Here is a 17,357-nt window from a genome sequence, read left to right as displayed (position 1 = left end):
TGACACCAGAGCGAACGTGATTCCGCTACACACAAATCGGGGCCGGATGGCGGCACGCCGCAGGGCCGGTCGGCGGTCCGATTCCTCTCGTGGGCAGACGTCGTTGCTGTCGGATCCCCGCGGCCGGGCCTCGGCCGAAAAGCTCGCTGCCGTCGTGCGTGAAATCGACGAGCAGCGCCGCGGCACGGGCGAGGGTGCGGGGACGGGCGAGGCGCTCACCGAACTCGCCCAGCGGGTGGCCGCGGTGAGCGGTTTCCTCCGCCAGCGGCTGACGGGCGACTACACCGTCGACGAGTTCGGTTTCGACCCGCACTTCAACGACGCGGTCGTCCGCCCTTTGCTGAGGTTCTTGTTCCGTTCGTGGTTCCGCGTCGAGGTCAGTGGTATCGAGCACCTGCCGAGCGAGGGGGCCGCGCTCTTGGTGGCCAATCACGCCGGTGTGCTGCCCTTCGACGGGCTGATGCTGTCGGTTGCGGTGCATGATGAACATGCGGCCCATCGCGACCTGCGGCTGTTGGCCGCCGACATGGTGTTCGACCTGCCAGTGGTCGGCGAAGCGGCCCGCAAGGCCGGTCACACCATGGCGTGCACGACGGATGCGCACCGGCTGTTGGCGGCGGGCGAGCTGACCGCGGTGTTCCCGGAGGGCTACAAGGGACTGGGTAAACGCTTCGAGGACCGCTATCGACTGCAGCGGTTCGGCCGCGGCGGTTTCGTGACGGCGGCGCTGCGCACCAAGGCGCCGATCATTCCCTGCTCGATCGTGGGGTCCGAAGAGATCTACCCGATGCTCGCCGACATCAAGCTGCTGGCGCGGCTTTTCGGGCTGCCCTACTTCCCGATCACCCCGTTGTTCCCGCTGGCCGGTCCCGCCGGCCTGGTGCCGCTGCCGTCCAAATGGCGCATCGCGTTCGGTGAGCCGATCTGCACCAACGACTACGCCGCTTCCGACGCCGAGGATCCTATGGTCACGTTCGAGCTGACCGACCAGGTGCGCGAGACGATCCAGCAGACGCTGTATCGGCTGCTCGCCGGTCGGCGCAACATCTTTCTCGGCTAGCGCGATCTTTCTCGGCTAGCGCGTGGTCTGCTCAACGCAGCGCTCCGGTGCCTGACGACACCGGAGCGCTTTGCGTGCAGGACTATTTGACCAGCGTGAACTGGCAGACGTCGGTGTACCCGTCGCGGAACAGGTCTGCGCAACCCCGCAGGTAGTGCATGTAGACGCCGTAGGTCTCCTGCCCCTTGAGTGCGATCGCCTCCTCCTTGTGCGCCTCGAGTGCGTCGGCCCACGCGGTGAGCGTCGGAACGTAGTTCTTGCCGATCATGTGATGGCGCTCGACGGTGAAACCCGCCTCCGTCGCGTACCGGTCGACCTGCGCGATCTGAGGTAATTTCCCGCCGGGGAAGATCTCCTTGAGGATGAAGCTGATGAAGCGCAGCAGGCTCATCGTCGTCTTCAGGCCGCGCTCCTGCGCCTCCTCGGTGGTGGGCACCACGATCGTGTGCAGCAGCATTCGGCCGTCGTCGGGCAGTAGGTGATGAAACTTCTTGAAGAACGTGGCGTAACGCTCGTAGCCCGCATCACCGGCGCCGTCGGCGAAGTGCTCGAACGCGCCGAGCGACACGATGCGGTCGATCGGCTCGTTGTCGAATTGTTCCCAGCCCTGGATCCGCACTTCTTTGCGGCGGGGGCTGTCGATCTCCTCGAACTTCGCGACGTCGTGGGCGTACTGGTTCTCGCTGAGCGTCAGACCGATGACGTTGACGTCGTACTCCTGCACGGCGTGCCGCATGGTCGAGCCCCAGCCGCAGCCGATGTCGAGCAGGGTCATTCCGGGTTCGAGGTTCAGCTTGTCCAGCGCCAGCTTGCGCTTGGCGTACTGGGCCTCTTCCAGCGTCCTGCCCGGTTTGTCCAGGTTCGGATGCTCGTCGAAGTAGGCACAGCTGTAGGTCATCGACGGGTCAAGCCAGAGCTTGAAGAACTCGTTCGATTTGTCGTAATGAGACCGAACCGCCGCGACCGGCGGTTTGAGCTGGGTATCGCCCGTTTCCCCCTGTCCTGTCATGCATTCGACATTACTTTCCGGCTGATATCGATGCAATCGCGGCGATGGTGTCTTCAGGACGCGCGTCCTGGTGTGCGGCTTCGCCCAGCATCGTCACCGTGCTGGTGACGATGGGGTTGCCGCGGGCGTCTGTCACTTCGCTGCGGATTTCCACGATCACCGCACCGTGCGACTCGAGGACTGAGTCGAGATAGGTGTCGAAATACAGTCGGTCGTGGGCCAGTATCGGCCGGTGGAACGTGAACTTCTGGTCTCGGTGCATGACGCGGGCGATATTGATCGGGATGTTGAACTTGGTGAAGATCTCCAGCTGCACGCGCCGGCCCGCGACGGCCAGAAAGGTCAACGGGGCCAGCACCGCGGGGTAACCGGCGGTGCTGGCGTCGTCCTCGCTGAAGTGCGACGGATGCTCGTCTTGGATCGCGAGCGCGAACTCACGGATCTTCTCGCGACCGACCTCGAAGTAATCGGGTGCCCGGTAGTGGCTGCCGATCAGGTCCTGGGCTTCTGCAGGAATTGTCATGCCGGTGCCACTTTCCGCTCGAAGACGTGTTCAGCGGCGCAGCTTATCAGCGTGGTTGGCGTCGTGAGGCCAGCGCCGCCAGCGCGCCCCCTGCCGCCCCCAGCGCCAGCGCCGACGGGACACCGATCCGGGCGGCCTTGCGTGCGGTGCGGAAGTCGCGGATCTCCCACCCCTTCTCGCGGGCCAGGCTGCGCAGTCGCGAGTCGGGGTTGACGGCGACTGCGGTGCCCACCAATGAGAGCATGGGCACATCGTTGTAGCTGTCGGAGTAGGCGGTGCAGCGTCTCAGGTTCAGGCCCTCCCTGATCGCCAGTGACCGCACCGCATGCGCCTTGCCGGTGCCGTGCAGTATCTCGCCGACGAGCCGGCCGGTGAACACCCCGTCGACCGACTCGGCGACGGTACCCAGCGCGCCCGTCAGCCCGAGCCGACGCGCGATGGTGGCGGCGAGCTCGTACGGCGTGGCGGTGATCAGCCATACCTGCTGGCCCGCGTCGAGGTGCATCTGGGTGAGCTCGCGGGTGCCGGTCCAGATCTTGTCGGCGATGATCTCGTCGTAGATTTGCTCGCCCAGCTCGACGAGTTCCTGGACGGGCCGGCCCTCGATGAACGTGAGCGCCTTGCGCCGGCCGGCCGCGACGTCGTGGCTGTTCTCCTTGCCCAGGAGCTGAAACTTGGCTTGGGCGTAGAGGAAACCGACCACGTCGCGGTACGTGAAGTAGTCGCGGGCAGCCAGGCCGCGGCCGAAGTGCACCGCCGACGAGCCCTGCACCAGGGTGTTGTCGACGTCGAAGAACGCGGCGGCGGTCAGATCGACCGGCGGCTGGGCGGGGACCTCGCCGGCGTCGGCGGCCGCATGCAAGGCCTCGAGCGCCCGCGCGGCGCTGGCCTCGGCGGCCAGCGATTCCAGGTCGACAGGACCGGGGCGATCCGCGCTGCCCGACTCAGCGGAAGCCATCGTTCAATCTCCTACGTGCTGTGCCGACCGGTGGCCCGTGGCTGGCCGAGGTCAACACTATCCGGAGGGCGTGGGGAAGGGCTGTGCATCGGTGTGAGGGTGATTCAGAACCCTGGGAGGACCCGGCCTCGTTGGCCTGGCAGCGCTCGCCGGCCCGGCCCACAAGATGTGAGCCGAAAGCGTCGTCGGCCATGACCTCAACGCGACGCCTGCCCGGGGGCGCCACATGTCGCCGGGTGCCACACTGATCACCATGAGCTCGACTCCAACCGACACCCCACGGCGGCCCCGGGTACAGCTGCTGAGCCGCGACGGCTGCACCAACTGCGCGCGGGTGCACGCGAGGCTCGTCGAACTGGCCGATGAGCTGGGATTCGATCTGTCGATGACCGACGTCGACGCCGCAGCCGTGGCCGGTGACCACGGCCTGCGGGCCGAGTTCGGCGACCGGCTGCCGGTGATCCTGCTCGACGGCCGCGAGCACAGCTACTGGGAGATCGACGAGCCCCGGCTGCGCGCCGATCTCGCGCGCTGAGGACGCCCCGAAGCCGGAGGTCGCCGGGCATTTATTTGGTAGGCCACCTCGGAACCGACTACCGTGGATGTCAACTTCAGTAGCTGACCGAGCAAGGGAGCTGGCCAGGTGATGCTGCCGTGAGCATCCTGCTTTTCGGGGTTTCGCACCGCAGTGCGCCGGTCGCCGTCCTGGAACAACTCAGCGTCGACGAATCCGATCAGGTCAAGATCGTCGACCAGATGCTGCAGTCCCCGCTGGTGACCGAGGCGATGGTGCTGTCGACCTGCAACCGGGTCGAGGTGTACGCGGTGGTGGACGCCTTCCACGGCGGGCTGGCGGTGGTCGGGCAGGTGCTGTCTGACCACTCCGGCATGTCGATGGCCGATCTGACCAAGTTCGCCTACGTCCGCTACAGCGAGGCGGCCGTCGAGCACCTCTTCGCGGTGACCAGCGGTCTGGACTCGGCGGTTGTCGGCGAGCAGCAGGTGCTCGGTCAGGTGCGCCGGGCGTATGCCGGCGCCGAAGCCAACCGCACCGTCGGCCGGGTGCTGCACGAGCTGGCCCAGCGTGCGCTGTCGGTGGGCAAGCGGGTGCATTCGGAGACCGGCATCGACGCCGCCGGTGCCTCGGTCGTCTCGGTCGCCCTGGGCCTGGCCGAACGCAGGCTCGACGGGCTGGCCGGCAGGACCGCCGTGGTGATCGGCGCCGGGGCGATGGGTGCCCTGTCGTCGGCGCATCTGACCCGGGCCGGTATCGGGCGCATCCACGTGCTCAACCGGTCGTTGTCGCGGGCGCAGCGGCTGGCCCGCAAGATTCGCGAGTCGGGCGTGGACGCCGAAGCGCTGCCGCTGGATCGCCTGCCCCAGGCGATGTCGCACGCCGACGTCGTGGTCAGCTGCACGGGGGCCGTCAGCCCGGTCGTGTCGCTGGCCGACGTGCACCACGCGCTGGCCGCGTCACACCGGGACGAGGCCGCCGAGCCGCTGGTGATCTGCGACCTGGGCATGCCGCGCGACGTCGACCCCGCGGTGGCCGGCCTGCCCGCAGTCCTGGTCGTCGACGTCGACCGCATCCAGCACGAGCCCTCGGCCAACGCCGCGGCCACCGACGTCGACGCCGCCCGCCACATCGTCGCGGCCGAGGTCGCCGCCTACCTGGCGGGGCAGCGGATGGCCGAGGTCACCCCGACGGTGACGGCGTTGCGCCAGCGGGCCGCCGATGTGGTGGAGGCCGAACTGCTGCGCCTGGACAACCGGTTACCGGGCCTTCAGAGCGCTCAGCGCGAGGAGGTGGCCCGCACCGTGCGCCGCGTGGTGGACAAGCTGCTGCACGCCCCCACCGTCCGGATCAAGCAGCTGGCCAGTGCGCCCGGCGGCGACAGTTACGCCGAGGCGCTCCGCGAACTCTTCGAACTCGACCCGACCGCCGTAGACTCCGTAGCCGCCGTCGCCGCGGGCGAATTGCCTTTCATGGCAAGCGAATTCGACGCGGGTCCGCCGCAGCAGTCCGCCGAGTAGCCGATTGGCGAACGTGATCCGGATAGGCACCCGGGGCAGTCTGTTGGCCACCACCCAGGCCGCGACCGTCAGGGACGCGCTGATCGCCCTCGGTCATCCCGCGGAACTGGTGACCATCAGTACGGCGGGTGACCGCTCCTCGGCGCCGATCGACACCCTCGGGGTGGGCGTCTTCACCACCGCGTTGCGGGAGGCCATCGACGACGGCCGCGTCGATGCCGCCGTGCACTCGCACAAGGATTTACCGACCGCCGCCGACCCGCGGTTCACGATCGCGGCGATACCGGCGCGTAACGACCCCCGCGACGCGGTGGTGGCCCGCGACGGACTGGTGCTCGCGGAGTTGCCGACGGGGTCGCTGGTGGGTACGTCGTCCCCGCGGCGGGCCGCGCAGCTTAGAGCACTGGGTCTCGGTTTGGAAATTCGCCCCCTACGAGGCAACCTAGACACCAGGTTGAACAGGGTAAGCAGTGGTGATCTTGACGCCGTCGTGGTGGCCCGGGCCGGTCTGGCCCGACTCGGCCGCCTCGGCGATGTCACCGAGACGTTGGAGCCGGTACAGATGTTGCCCGCACCGGCCCAGGGCGCGCTCGCTGTCGAGTGCCGCGCCGGTGACGGCCGGCTGGTGGCGGTGCTGGCCGGGCTGGACGACGCCGACACGCGCGCGGCGGTCACCGCGGAGCGAGCTCTGCTGGCCGAACTGGAGGCCGGTTGCTCAGCACCGGTGGGTGCGGTCGCCGAGGTGGTCGAGTCCATCGATGAGGACGGCCGCGTCTTCGAAGAGCTGTCGCTGCGCGGTTGCGTGGCGGCGCTGGACGGATCCGACGTGATCCGCGCGTCGGGCATCGGCGATCCCGGTCGGGCACGGGAGCTGGGGCTCTCGGTCGCGGGGGAGCTGTTCGAGCTGGGCGCCCGGGAACTGATGCGCGGTGCGTGGCCGGACCCGGCGCGAGAAAATTGAGTGGAGAGTGAAGTGGGAGCGACAATGACTCGCCAAACAAGCATGCGAGGGCGTAAGCCAAGGCCGGGCCGTATCACTTTCGTGGGTTCCGGTCCTGGCGACCCCGGGCTACTGACCACGCGGGCCGCCGCGGCGCTGTCCGGCGCGGCCCTGGTGTTCACCGATCCCGACGTGCCCGAACCGGTGCTGGCGCTCATCGGCAAAGACCTGCCGCCCGTGTCCGGCCCGGCACTGGCGGACCCGGCTCCGGGGGAAGCCCACGGCGATCCCGCCCGGGACACCCCCGCGGTGGCGCACGGCGGTCCCGACATCCGCCCGGCCCTGGGCGAACCGGCCGAGGTCGCCAAGACGCTGACCGCCGAGGCCCGCTCCGGTGCGGACGTGGTGCGACTGGTCGCCGGCGATCCGCTGACGCTCGATGCGGTCATCACCGAGGTGAACGCCGTGGCGCGCACTCACCTGCACGTCGAGATCGTCCCCGGCTTGTCGCCTGCCAGCGCGGTCCCGACGTACGCGGGGCTCCCGCTGGGCTCGGCGCACACCGTGGCCGACGTGCGCGACCCACATGTCGATTGGGACGCTTTGGCCGCTGCTCCCGGCCCGCTGATCCTGCAGGCCACCGCCTCGCACCTGCCCGAGGCGGCCCGCACCCTGATCGAGCACGGGTTGGCCGAGAACACCCCGTGCGTGGTGACCGTGCATGGCACCACCTGTGCGCAGCGTTCGGTGGAAAGCACGCTGCAGGGCCTGAGCGATCCGGGTCTCCTGGCGGGTATCGACGTCCCGGGCGCGACCGGCGTCAACGGCGTTGATGGCAGGGAATCCCCGAACGGTCCGCTGGTGGTCACCATCGGCAAGACGGTGAGCAACCGGGCGAAGCTGAACTGGTGGGAAAGTCGCGCGCTCTATGGCTGGACCGTGCTGGTGCCCCGCACCAAGGACCAGGCCGGCGAGATGAGCGAGCGCCTGACGTCCTACGGCGCGTTGCCGGTCGAGGTGCCGACCATCGCGGTGGAGCCGCCACGCAGCCCCGCCCAGATGGAACGGGCCGTCAAGGGCCTGGTCGACGGCCGCTTCCAGTGGGTGGTGTTCACCTCGACCAACGCGGTGCGCGCCGTCTGGGACAAGTTCGGCGAGTTCGGCCTGGACGCCCGCGCATTCTCCGGGGTCAAGATCGCCTGCGTCGGCGAGTCGACGGCCGACCGGGTGCGCGCATTCGGGATCAGTCCCGAGCTGGTGCCGGCCGGGGAGCAGTCCTCGATCGGCCTGCTGGACGAATTCCCGCCCTACGACAGCATTTTCGACCCGGTGAACCGGGTCTTGCTGCCGCGCGCCGACATCGCCACGGAGACGCTCGCCGAGGGACTGCGCGACCGTGGCTGGGAGATCGAGGACGTGACCGCGTACCGCACGGTGCGGGCTGCGCCGCCGCCGGCGGCCACCCGCGAAATGATCAAGACGGGCGGCTTCGATGCGGTGTGCTTCACGTCCAGCTCCACGGTGCGCAACCTGGTGGGCATCGCCGGCAAACCGCACGCGCGGACCATCATCGCCTGCATCGGGCCCAAGACGGCCGAGACGGCCGCGGAGTTCGGTCTACGGGTGGACGTGCAGCCCGACGTCGCCGCAGTGGGCCCGCTGGTGGACGCCCTGGCCGAGCACGCCGCGCGGCTGCGCGCCGAGGGTGCGTTGCCGCCGCCGCGCAAGAAGAGCCGCAGGCGCTAGTGGTTACCCGGCAGGCCAGCCCGCGGTTGGCCCCGCTCGCGAGCTGGGGGTGCCTCCCGCTCGCGGCGGGGCGACCGACCCACCGTCGGAACCGGCGCCGCGCGCGCCCGCGCGGCTATCGCGCACCGTCATGAGCGCTTATCCTCGGCGGCGGCCGCGCCGGCTGCGCTCCACCCCCGCGCTGCGGCGCTTGGTCGCGCAAACCTCCTTGGAGCCGAGGAATTTGGTGCTGCCGATGTTCGTCGCCGACGGGATAGGCGAACCGCGGCCCATCCCGTCGATGCCGGGGGTGGTGCAGCACACCACAGATTCGCTGCGCGGTGCGGCGGCCGCGGCGGTCGCCGCCGGGGTGGGCGGGCTGATGTTGTTCGGCGTGCCGCGAGACGAGGACAAGGATCCGGCCGGGTCGGCCGGCACAGATCCCGACGGCATCCTCAACGTCGCCCTGCGGGACCTGGCCAAGGATCTCGGCGACGCGACCGTGCTCATGGCCGACACCTGTCTGGACGAGTTCACCGATCATGGACACTGCGGCGTGTTGGACGGGTCGGCCCGAGTCGACAACGATGCAAGCGTCGCGCGCTACGTCGAATTGGCTGTGGCCCAAGCGCAGTCGGGTGCTCACGTGGTGGCGCCGAGCGGGATGATGGACGGCCAGGTGGCCGCGATCCGTGACGGCCTGGACGCCGCAGGCCACACCGACGTCGCCATCCTGGCCTATGCCGCGAAGTTCGCCTCGGCTTTCTACGGCCCGTTCCGCGAGGCGGTGTGCTCGAGCCTGTCCGGGGACCGCCGCACCTACCAGCAGGAGCCGGGCAATGCGCGGGAGGCGCTGCTCGAGGTCGAACTGGATCTGGTCGAGGGCGCCGACATCGTGATGATCAAACCCGCGATGGGTTACCTGGACGTGGTCGCCGCGGCGGCCGGCGTCTCGCCGGTTCCGGTGGCCGCATACCAGGTGTCGGGGGAGTACACGATGATCTGCGCCGCCGCGGCGAACGACTGGATCGACGAGCGGGCCGCGGCGCTGGAGTCGTTGACCGGCATCCGGCGCGCCGGAGCCGATATCGTGCTCACCTACTGGGCAGCCGACGCGGCGGCCTGGCTTTCGTGAGACGGGAGGTGCTGTGACCTCGAAGACCTCTACGAGTGGCACCAGAGCCACACCGCTGTTCTACGAACCCGGTGCCAGGTGGTATTGGGTGCTGGCCGGGCCGTTGGCGGCGTTGTCGATGATCCTGATCGAGGTGTGGAGCGGTGCCGGGGTGCAACCGCTGACGCCGATCATCTTCCTGGTGATGGTGTCGGCGTTCGTGGCATTGCAGGTGAAGGCCGCGCGAATCCATGTCTCGGTGGAGCTCACCGAAGACGCTCTGCGTCAGGGCACCGAGACTCTGCTGGTGCGCGAGATCGTCAGGGTCTACCCGGAGCCCGAGAACCACGAGAAGTCGGGCAAGGAGCTGGCGCAGTGGCAGTCGGCCCGCGCGCTCGGCGAACTGGTCGGCGTCCCGCGCGGCCGGATCGGCATCGGGCTCAAGCTCACCGGGGGCCGCACGGCGCAGGCGTGGGCGCGGCGCCACCGCCAGCTGCGAGCGGCGCTGACGCCGCTGGTCCAGGAGGGGGTGCAACCCCCCGAGGTCAGCGCCGACCACGATGACGACGACACGGGGTCGGTGCGGTGAGCGCGCGGCGCCGGGCCCCTTGCCGCGCCCTGGTCGAAGTCTGCCTGGCCTGCGCCGCGCTGGTCGGCGCCGGTATCAGCTGGACACACGCGCGCCACACGCAACGCGTCGCCCCGATCGCGGACGGCCAGCCCTTCACGACGTCGCTGGTGTACAACCCCCAGTTGTTGTTGCTGACCCTGGTTCTGGTGACGGTCGCCGGGTTGCTGCTCGTGACGGGGCTGGCCCGCACGCTCCGTGTGCGCCGCGGCGCCGACGGGGGCGTGGACGTGCAGGACGGGTCAGGTTAGGCGGTTTTGCCGACGAGCGCCAGCATCAGCCGGCGGCGGCTGGCGATGCCGTCGCTCAGGTTGTGCAGCGCCTGGCGCACCGAGTCCGCGGTCGGGAACCGTGCCGGCGCCCCGTCGTCGCCGAGCGCATCCGCGACCGCGGGGCCCGCGACCAGCACCCACCCGCGACCCGCGGCGCGGCACTGTTCGTCGAGAGCGCAGAGCAGAAGGAGACCGGGCGCGCCGAAACTGTGTACCTCGCTCATGTCGAGCACCACAGGGTTCTCGCCGGGAACGAAGCGCCGCAGGTGTTCGCCGATCTGTTCGACGTTGCCGGCCTCGATCTCGCCCCGGATGGTCACCACCGTCGCCAGATGCCGACAGTGGGCCCGCAACTGCGCGCCACCGTAGGCGAAAGTGCTGTTCCCCTGTCGGGTCCTGATGTCCGGAATCGTCATGAGCATCCTCGTTCTGCGTGTCCTGCACGAAAATCCTGGAGGCGGAGTCGGCGCCGACCAGACCTGGTAGTAGTACGGTTACCCGCCAAGTTAAGGAGACCGACAACCCTGTCTAACTCTTCGCTAAGAAGCGGGTCCGGTGGACACGAAAAGGCTGTTTCGGGGCCGTTCGGGTTGCCGACACGCCACCACGAGGTGCTCGGGGCCGCACCGAGGGCCCTCACTCCGGAACGGCGATCTCGCTGTTAGGCTGCCAGGGCTGTCGGTTGCCGGGTCGGGGGCCAGGAACAGGCATGCGCTGCAGCGGCGTGAGGAGGAGTTGGGCAATCGGCCGGCGAACGGCACAGTCCCGACGGAAAGAACATCGTGCGCACCGGAGAGATCAAGGGCGAGATCAAGGCTCTCACCGGACTCCGCATCGTCGCGGCGGTGTGGGTGGTGTTGTTTCATTTCCGGCCGATGCTGGCCGACGCCTCACCCGATATCCTCGACGCGCTGGCGCCGGTGCTCAATTGCGGCGCGCAGGGCGTCGACCTGTTCTTCATCCTCAGTGGGTTCGTTCTGGCCTGGAACTACCTCGACCGCATGGGCCGGACATGGTCGACGCGCGCCACCGCGCACTTCCTGTGGTTGCGGCTGGCCCGGGTGTGGCCGGTGTACCTGCTCACGCTGCACCTGGCCGCCCTGTGGGTGATCTTCACCCTGCACGTCGGCCACGTGCCTTCGCCCGACGTCGGTGACTTCACCGCGACCAGCTACATCCGTCAGGTCCTGCTGGTGCAGTTGTGGTTTCAGCCGTTCTTCGATGGTTCGAGCTGGGACGGGCCGGCCTGGTCGATCAGCGCGGAATGGCTGGCGTACGTGTTGTTCGGTGCACTCGTCCTGGTGATCTTCCGGATGACGCAGGCCACGCGGGCGCGCAGCCTGATGGTGCTGGCGTGTGCAGCGACGCTGCCTCCCATGGTGCTGCTGCTGGTCAGCGGGCAGTTCTACACCCCGTGGAGTTGGCTGCCGCGCATCGTCACGCAGTTCACCGCGGGCGCGCTGGCCTGTGCCGCGGTGCGCAGGCTTCGGCTGACCGATCGGGGCCGCCGCGCCGGCGGATACGTCTCGCTGGCGCTGTTGGCCGCCATGGTGGGTGTCCTGTACTGGCTCCACGCGCACCCGATATCCGGCGTCGTGGAGAACGACAGCGGCGGGGTGGTCGACGTGTTGTTCGTCCCGCTGGTCATCACGTTGGCGGTCGGCGTGGGCAGCCTGCCCAGGCTGCTGTCCACCCGGGTGGTGGTGTACGGCGGACAGATCTCGTTCTGCCTCTACATGGTTCACGAACTGGTGCACACGGCATGGGCGTGGGCGGTGATCCAGTTCAACCTCACTCCATGGGAGCAGGACAATCCGTGGAAGTGGAACGTCATCGGCCTGCTCGCGATTACCGTGGCTTTCTCGGCCCTGCTGTATCACGTCGTCGAAGAGCCCGGGCGGCGCTGGATGCGCAGGATGGTGGGCACCGGGGCGGGCCGGCCGGGAACCGCCTCTGGTGAGCCGGATGCCGGCAAGGTACGTCAGATCGACCGCGCGCGGGAAGCGGTTTCGGCGCGTGCGGTGTGAGGGGCGCCCGCCCGGGTGGGGCAGGTCGTGCCCCCGATACCGTGTAGGTCGCCGCGCGCTGACGGCGAATCGGGGCGGTGTCCGCAGGAGGAGCCGTTCACAGTGGAGGTGCCAGTGGGGCGTCTGGTCACGGTCGTCATCGGCCTCGCGTGTGTGGTCGGCGTGGTGTTCGGGCAGCTGGCGTATCCGGCGCGGGCCCGGGCCTATGACACCCGGCTCTACCGGGTCGCGGTCATCGGCGACTCCTACACGACCGGCACCGACGAGGGCGGTCTGGGCCCGTACTCGTGGACCGCACGGGTGTGGCGGACCTTGGCCGGGGAGGGCGTGCGGATCGCACCCGACGTGGCGGCCCAGGGCAGAGCCGGCTATGTGGTGCTGGGCGATCACGGCAGCATCTTCGCAGACCTGACCGCCCGGGCGGTCCAGCCCGATGACGCGCTGGTGGTGTTCTTCGGCTCGCGCAACGACCAGGGCGCCGATCTGGGGATGCTGACCGCAAAGTCTCACGACACCTTCGCTCTGGCGCGGCACCTGGCGCCGTCGGCGCGGTTGCTGGTCATCGGGCCGCCGTGGACGAGCGCCGATGTACCCGATTCCATCGCGCTGATTCGTGACGTGCTCAACGTCGAGGCCAGCGCGGCCGGAGCGGCGTTCGTCGACCCGATCGGCGACGGCTGGTTCATCGGCAGGCCCGACCTGATCGGCCCGGACGGCGTGCACCCCACCGACGCGGGGCACGAGTACCTGGCGGACAAGATCGCGCCGTTGATCCGCATGCAGCTGCCCGGATGAGGGTCTCCCATCGGCGCGTGCCGCCGGCTCGTCAGGCCGCCAGCCAGGCCAGCTCGCCGGGCAGCTGTCCGCGCCAATAGAACGCGCCAATAGAACATGTCGTGGCCGCCCAGCGAGAACCTTCCCGAAGGCGGTGCCGTGAGCTGGGCCACGAACTGGCGGGTGGCGAAGGCGAAGCGGTCGAACATGCCGCAGTCGACCCGCAGCGGGATCTGCGAGAGCGCGGGCACGCCCAGCACGCTGTTCTGCACCCAGTCGTCGTCGCTGTCGAACGCGCCCGGATCGCTGGCGGCGAACGACGTGAACAGTGCCGGGCTGATCGCGCAGATCCCGGCCGTACGGGCCGCGCCCAGCCGGGCGCCCAGGTGCAACGCGCCGTATCCGCTCATCGACCAGCCCATGAACCCCACCCGGGAGGTGTCCATGCCCATCGAGGCCAGCATCGGCAGTAGTTCATCAAGCACCATCGCGCCGGAATCCACGCCCGTTGTCCGCCGGTGCCAGTAGGTGTTGCCGCCGTCGACGCCGACCACAGCGAACGGCGGGCGGCCCGATTTGGCCAGTTGGGCAAGCCCATTGTCGACGCCGACATCGAGCATCTGATTGGCGTCGCCGTTCACCCCGTGCAGCGTGATCACCGGACGCAGCGGCCCGGTCTGGCCCGGCGGGAGGGCCATGACCCAGTTGCTTGTGACGCCGCCGCGCGCGGCGGAGACGAATGAGCCGGTCAGCCTGGTCGGCAGGGTCGTGTCCGCGGCCGGGGGCTCGAACGGTGCGGGGGTCTGCGGCTGCGACACAGCCTTCGGTTCCAACGGGTCCAGCAGCGCGCTCAGCGCCCACACGCCGGCGGTGGCCGCGCCGGCACCGGCTCCGATGCGCAGCATCGCACGGCGATTCACCTCAGCCGCGCGCGTGATGATGCCGCCGGCCGATCTGCGTCTGACCAGGCACGCCGGGTGGCCGGTTTCGTGATGAAGCGGTCACGAAAGGGTGACATTCGTCACCGGGGCAGTGCGCCGGGCCGCGGGGGCCGGGATGGCTCCGACTCCCGCCCGCAATCTTCGCCGTTTCGGATTATGACCATGGTTCACAGTTCCCGACAGCTACCGGTAGACTCGGTTTCCGGTGTGAGAGCGACGGGTCGCGCGGACAGTCCCGCGTAGGGAGTGGCACGAATGGAGCTCAGCCCGGATCGCGTCGTTTTCACTCGACGGAATGCCCTGGCATCGCGTTCGTTCACAACTCGGGGGCGAGCGGCGGCGCATTCCGTGACTGCAGGCACACCGCACGCACCACCGAGTTGCAGATTGCGGCGGGCGACGTGAAAGAAAGGTTCGATGACCAGCATATCCGTTCAGCGGGAGAATGCAGAACTCGAGTTACACGATCAAATGTACGGCGACGACCCGTTGTCGGACCGCGAGACCGGCCTGTACCGCGCCGAGTACGTGATGAGTTTCGTCGAAAAATGGGACCAGCTGATCGACTGGGACGCGCGCGCCGAATCCGAGGGGCGGTTCTTTGTCGACGTTCTGCGCGCACGCGGGAAGCATCACGTTCTCGACGTCGCCACCGGGACCGGCTTCCACTCCGTCCGCCTTACCCAGGCGGGTTTCGACGTGACGAGCGCGGACGGTTCAGCGGCGATGCTGGCCAAGGCCTTCGACAACGGCAGGAAGCGCGGTCTGATCCTGCGGACTGTCCAGGCCGACTGGCGGGAACTCAACCGCAGCATCCAGGGCAAGTACGACGCCATCATCTGCCTCGGGAACTCTTTCACCCACCTGCACGAGGAGCACGACCGTCGCCGGGCCCTGGCCGAATTCTATGCCGCGTTGCGCCACGACGGAATTCTGATACTCGATCAGCGCAATTATGACGAAATGCTCGACCACGGTTTCAAGTCGAAACACAAGTATTACTATTGCGGTGATCAGGTCTCGGCCGAACCGGAGTACGTCGACGATGGTCTGGCGCGATTCAAATACACGTTCCCGGACGGTGCCGAATACACCTTGAATATGTTCCCTCTGCGAAAGTCCTACGTCCGCCGACTGATGTTCGAGGCGGGGTTCACCACCGTGCGGACGTATGGCGATTTTCAGGAAACCTACGAGGACACCGAGCCTGATTTCTTCGTCCATGTCGCAGAGAAATCGATCCACGGCGACGAAAGCGAAGGGCCGGATCGCGAAAACCGCCTGACTGGCAGCAACACCGAACCGGAGGCGTATTACGACAGCGCCGACGCCGACGCGTTCTACTCGATGCTCTGGGGTGGCGAGGACATCCACGTCGGCTGCTACGAGAACACCCGCGACATCGGGGTGGCCGGCACCGAGACCGCGGACCGGATGATCGGCCGACTGTCGAAAATTGACGGCGACACCGCCGTGCTGGACTTGGGCTCCGGTTACGGCGGATCCGCGCGGCACCTCGCCGAGGAGTACGGCTGTACGGTGACCTGCCTCAACCTCTCGGAGGTGCAGAACGAGACCAACCGGGACAAGACCGGGCGCGCCGGGCTGCAAGACCGGATCCAGGTGCTGCACGGCAGTTTCGACGACGTGCCCGTACCCGACGCCAGCTATGACGTCGTCTGGTCGCAGGACGCGATCCTGCACGCCGCCGACCGCCGCAAGGTGCTCGAGGAGGCGTTCCGGGTGCTCAAGCCCGGTGGCGAGATGATCTTCACCGACCCCATGCAGGCCGACGACGTGCCGGACGGGGTGCTGCAACCCGTCTACGACCGGTTGAGCCTGTCGGACCTGGGTTCGATGCGCTTCTACCATGAAGCGGCGCATACGGTGGGCTTCGAAGTGGTCGACCAGGTCGACATGGTCGGCAACCTGCGCACCCATTACCAGCGGGTGCTCGAGGAACTCGAGGCCCGGCGCGGCGAACTTCAGGAGAAGGCCTCGTCGGAGTACCTCGACAACATGCAGGTCGGGTTGAAGAACTGGGTGAGCGCGGCCGACGACGGTCACCTGGCCTGGGGCATCCAGCACTTCCGTAAGCCGCGCTGAGTCCGGTAGGGCACTGCGGCACGGCGCCGGGCGGCGCCCGCGGTGCCGTGCCGGTATCGTGAATTTCTCAGCTTGCGGAAGGGCGACGTCATCGACACCCAGCCAGCACTGCACCGCGGGCTGTCGCAGCGGCAGCTCAACATGATCGCCATCGGCGGCGTGATCGGTGCCGGATTGTTCGTCGGGTCCAGCGTGGCCATCCGCGCCACCGGGCCCGCGGTGTTTTTGACTTACGCGCTCTGTGGCGCACTGATCGTCCTGGTGATGCGGATGCTCGGCGAGATGGCAGCCGCGAACCCCGTGACCGGATCGTTCGCCGACTACGCCGGGCAGGCCCTGGGCGGCTGGGCCGGATTCTCGGTCGGCTGGTTGTACTGGTATTTCTGGGTGATCGTCGTGGGGTTCGAAGCGGTCGCCGGCGGGAGAGTCGTCAATTACTGGTTTCACGCGCCGCTGTGGCTGACGTCGTTGTGCCTGATGACGTTGATGACCGCGACGAACCTGGTCTCGGTGTCGTCCTTCGGCGAGTTCGAATTCTGGTTCGCCGGAATCAAAGTGGCGACCATCGTGGCCTTCCTGATCCTCGGCTCCGCTTACGCGTTGGGGCTGGTGCCCGGCCACCCGATGGACTTTTCCAATCTCACCGCCCACGGCGGGTTCTTCCCCAAAGGTGTCGGTGCCGTCTTCACCGCGATCGTGGTGGTGGTGTTCTCCATGACCGGCACCGAGGTGGTCACCGTCGCCGCCGCGGAGAGCCGCGACCCCGAGCGCGCGGTGCAGCGCGCGATGAACTCCGTACTCGCGCGGATCGGCGTCTTCTTCGTCGGCTCGGTGGCCGTGATCGTGGTGGTCATGCCGTGGAACGCCGTGCAGCCCGGCCGTTCGCCGTACGTCGCCGCACTTGCATACATGGGAATTCCGGGTGCCGATCAGTTCATGAACGCGGTGGTGCTCACCGCGGTGCTGTCCTGCCTGAACTCGGGCCTCTACACGTCGTCGCGCATGCTGTTCACCCTCGCCACCCGCGGCGAGGCGCCGGCCCGCCTGGTCAAGATCAGCTCGCGGGGAGTTCCCGCGCTGGCCATCGTGAGCTCCTCGGCGGTGGGTTTCGGCTGTGTGGTGATGTCGTGGCTCGCGCCGCGCACGGTGTTCACCTTTCTGGTGAACTCCTCGGGTGCGATCGTCATGTTCGTGTACGTGCTGATCGCCCTGTCCCAGATCGTGCTACGCCGCCGGACGCCCCCCG

Annotated in this window: 16 protein-coding genes and 2 pseudogenes; 13 read left to right on the top strand and 5 right to left on the bottom strand. The window is 68.3% G+C overall.

Annotated elements, in window-relative coordinates; genetic code table 11:
- Nucleotides 1-46 precede the first annotated feature (46 nt).
- The gene (locus ACOJVU_RS19050; protein ID WP_421531194.1) at nucleotides 47-1,060 is read left to right on the top strand and encodes a lysophospholipid acyltransferase family protein; all 1,014 of its coding nucleotides are present in this window, start codon (nucleotides 47-49) and stop codon (nucleotides 1,058-1,060) included.
- Between the two features lie 82 nt (nucleotides 1,061-1,142).
- Here ACOJVU_RS19050 and cmaA2 read toward each other — a convergent pair whose 3' ends face one another.
- The 3 genes from cmaA2 to ACOJVU_RS19035 are packed head-to-tail and all read right to left on the bottom strand — an operon-like array spanning nucleotide 1,143 to nucleotide 3,550.
- A complete protein-coding gene (cmaA2, locus tag ACOJVU_RS19045; RefSeq protein WP_421531193.1) occupies nucleotides 1,143-2,069 on the bottom strand; it encodes a cyclopropane mycolic acid synthase CmaA2 in 927 nt (308 codons plus the stop codon).
- A 10-nt stretch (nucleotides 2,070-2,079) separates the two neighbouring features.
- Complete coding sequence (locus ACOJVU_RS19040) at nucleotides 2,080-2,592, bottom strand: FAS1-like dehydratase domain-containing protein (RefSeq protein WP_421531192.1); 513 nt, start codon at nucleotides 2,590-2,592, stop codon at nucleotides 2,080-2,082.
- A gap of 46 nt (nucleotides 2,593-2,638) precedes the next feature.
- Nucleotides 2,639-3,550, bottom strand: a complete 912-nt coding sequence (locus ACOJVU_RS19035) for an HAD family hydrolase (RefSeq protein ID WP_421531191.1) — start codon at nucleotides 3,548-3,550, stop codon at nucleotides 2,639-2,641.
- A gap of 253 nt (nucleotides 3,551-3,803) precedes the next feature.
- Between ACOJVU_RS19035 and ACOJVU_RS19030 the strand changes: the two genes are divergently transcribed.
- The 7 genes from ACOJVU_RS19030 (at nucleotide 3,804) to ACOJVU_RS19000 (ending at nucleotide 10,242) form a co-directional block, all read left to right on the top strand.
- The gene (locus tag ACOJVU_RS19030; RefSeq protein ID WP_421531190.1) at nucleotides 3,804-4,085 is read left to right on the top strand and encodes a glutaredoxin family protein; all 282 of its coding nucleotides are present in this window, start codon (nucleotides 3,804-3,806) and stop codon (nucleotides 4,083-4,085) included.
- A gap of 119 nt (nucleotides 4,086-4,204) precedes the next feature.
- Nucleotides 4,205-5,584 carry a glutamyl-tRNA reductase gene (locus ACOJVU_RS19025; RefSeq protein WP_421531189.1) on the top strand — a complete coding sequence of 460 codons (1,380 nt, stop codon included), beginning with the start codon at nucleotides 4,205-4,207 and terminating at the stop codon, nucleotides 5,582-5,584.
- Between the two features lie 13 nt (nucleotides 5,585-5,597).
- Nucleotides 5,598-6,545 (top strand): hydroxymethylbilane synthase, encoded by a 948-nt coding sequence (gene hemC / locus ACOJVU_RS19020; protein ID WP_421531208.1) that lies wholly within the window; start codon nucleotides 5,598-5,600, stop codon nucleotides 6,543-6,545.
- Between the two features lie 24 nt (nucleotides 6,546-6,569).
- Entirely contained in the window at nucleotides 6,570-8,270 is a 1,701-nt protein-coding gene (locus tag ACOJVU_RS19015) for a uroporphyrinogen-III synthase (protein WP_421531188.1), read from the top strand.
- Nucleotides 8,271-8,400: 130 nt separating this feature from the next.
- The gene (gene hemB, locus ACOJVU_RS19010; RefSeq protein ID WP_421531187.1) at nucleotides 8,401-9,384 is read left to right on the top strand and encodes a porphobilinogen synthase; all 984 of its coding nucleotides are present in this window, start codon (nucleotides 8,401-8,403) and stop codon (nucleotides 9,382-9,384) included.
- A 55-nt stretch (nucleotides 9,385-9,439) separates the two neighbouring features.
- Nucleotides 9,440-9,952, top strand: coding sequence for a DUF3093 domain-containing protein (locus ACOJVU_RS19005; protein ID WP_421531207.1), 513 nt, complete (start codon nucleotides 9,440-9,442; stop codon nucleotides 9,950-9,952).
- On the top strand, nucleotides 9,949-10,242 hold the full coding sequence (locus ACOJVU_RS19000) for a hypothetical protein (protein WP_421531186.1): 294 nt from the start codon (nucleotides 9,949-9,951) through the stop codon (nucleotides 10,240-10,242). Before ACOJVU_RS19005 ends, ACOJVU_RS19000 begins: the two co-directional genes overlap by 4 nt.
- Here the strand turns inward: ACOJVU_RS19000 and ACOJVU_RS18995 are convergent.
- Nucleotides 10,239-10,679 (bottom strand): STAS domain-containing protein, encoded by a 441-nt coding sequence (locus tag ACOJVU_RS18995; protein WP_421531185.1) that lies wholly within the window; start codon nucleotides 10,677-10,679, stop codon nucleotides 10,239-10,241. The genes ACOJVU_RS19000 and ACOJVU_RS18995 overlap by 4 nt on opposite strands.
- 366 nt (nucleotides 10,680-11,045) lie before the next feature.
- Here ACOJVU_RS18995 and ACOJVU_RS18990 point away from each other — a divergent pair, with 366 nt between their 5' ends.
- Both ACOJVU_RS18990 and ACOJVU_RS18985 read left to right on the top strand, forming a co-directional pair.
- Nucleotides 11,046-12,290 carry an acyltransferase family protein gene (locus ACOJVU_RS18990; protein ID WP_421531184.1) on the top strand — a complete coding sequence of 415 codons (1,245 nt, stop codon included), beginning with the start codon at nucleotides 11,046-11,048 and terminating at the stop codon, nucleotides 12,288-12,290.
- Between the two features lie 114 nt (nucleotides 12,291-12,404).
- On the top strand, nucleotides 12,405-13,085 hold the full coding sequence (locus ACOJVU_RS18985; RefSeq protein ID WP_421531206.1) for an Rv0518 family GDSL lipase: 681 nt from the start codon (nucleotides 12,405-12,407) through the stop codon (nucleotides 13,083-13,085).
- A gap of 31 nt (nucleotides 13,086-13,116) precedes the next feature.
- On the opposite strand, the pseudogene ACOJVU_RS18980 reads toward ACOJVU_RS18985, so the two are convergent.
- Nucleotides 13,117-13,969, bottom strand: a pseudogene (locus ACOJVU_RS18980) (alpha/beta hydrolase).
- 453 nt (nucleotides 13,970-14,422) lie between these two features.
- Between ACOJVU_RS18980 and ACOJVU_RS18975 the strand changes: the two are divergent.
- The 3 genes and pseudogenes from ACOJVU_RS18975 to ACOJVU_RS18965 form a co-directional block, all read left to right on the top strand.
- Nucleotides 14,423-15,010: pseudogene (locus tag ACOJVU_RS18975) on the top strand (class I SAM-dependent methyltransferase); the annotation flags it as partial.
- 96 nt (nucleotides 15,011-15,106) lie between these two features.
- On the top strand, nucleotides 15,107-16,111 hold the full coding sequence (locus ACOJVU_RS18970) for an SAM-dependent methyltransferase (RefSeq protein WP_421531205.1): 1,005 nt from the start codon (nucleotides 15,107-15,109) through the stop codon (nucleotides 16,109-16,111).
- Between the two features lie 141 nt (nucleotides 16,112-16,252).
- A partial coding sequence (locus tag ACOJVU_RS18965; protein ID WP_421531204.1) for an amino acid permease occupies nucleotides 16,253-17,357 on the top strand: 1,105 nt, incomplete at its 3' end.

It is taken from the genome of Mycobacterium sp. THU-M104, from assembly GCF_049197365.1.
Taxonomy (GTDB): Bacteria; Actinomycetota; Actinomycetes; order Mycobacteriales; family Mycobacteriaceae; genus Mycobacterium.
This window is presented reverse-complemented; position numbering and strand designations above follow the sequence as displayed.

What these genes read in the sequence shown, in the direction of transcription:
- ACOJVU_RS19050 (WP_421531194.1), top strand. Translation starts at nt 47, where the DNA reads ATGGCGGCACGCCGCAGGGCCGGTCGGCGGTCCGATTCCTCTCGTGGG.
- cmaA2 (WP_421531193.1), bottom strand. Translation starts at nt 2,069, where the DNA reads ATGACAGGACAGGGGGAAACGGGCGATACCCAGCTCAAACCGCCGGTC.
- ACOJVU_RS19040 (WP_421531192.1), bottom strand. Translation starts at nt 2,592, where the DNA reads ATGACAATTCCTGCAGAAGCCCAGGACCTGATCGGCAGCCACTACCGG.
- ACOJVU_RS19035 (WP_421531191.1), bottom strand. Translation starts at nt 3,550, where the DNA reads ATGGCTTCCGCTGAGTCGGGCAGCGCGGATCGCCCCGGTCCTGTCGAC.
- ACOJVU_RS19030 (WP_421531190.1), top strand. Translation starts at nt 3,804, where the DNA reads ATGAGCTCGACTCCAACCGACACCCCACGGCGGCCCCGGGTACAGCTG.
- ACOJVU_RS19015 (WP_421531188.1), top strand. Translation starts at nt 6,570, where the DNA reads ATGACTCGCCAAACAAGCATGCGAGGGCGTAAGCCAAGGCCGGGCCGT.
- hemB (WP_421531187.1), top strand. Translation starts at nt 8,401, where the DNA reads ATGAGCGCTTATCCTCGGCGGCGGCCGCGCCGGCTGCGCTCCACCCCC.
- ACOJVU_RS18995 (WP_421531185.1), bottom strand. Translation starts at nt 10,679, where the DNA reads ATGACGATTCCGGACATCAGGACCCGACAGGGGAACAGCACTTTCGCC.
- ACOJVU_RS18970 (WP_421531205.1), top strand. Translation starts at nt 15,107, where the DNA reads ATGTTCCCTCTGCGAAAGTCCTACGTCCGCCGACTGATGTTCGAGGCG.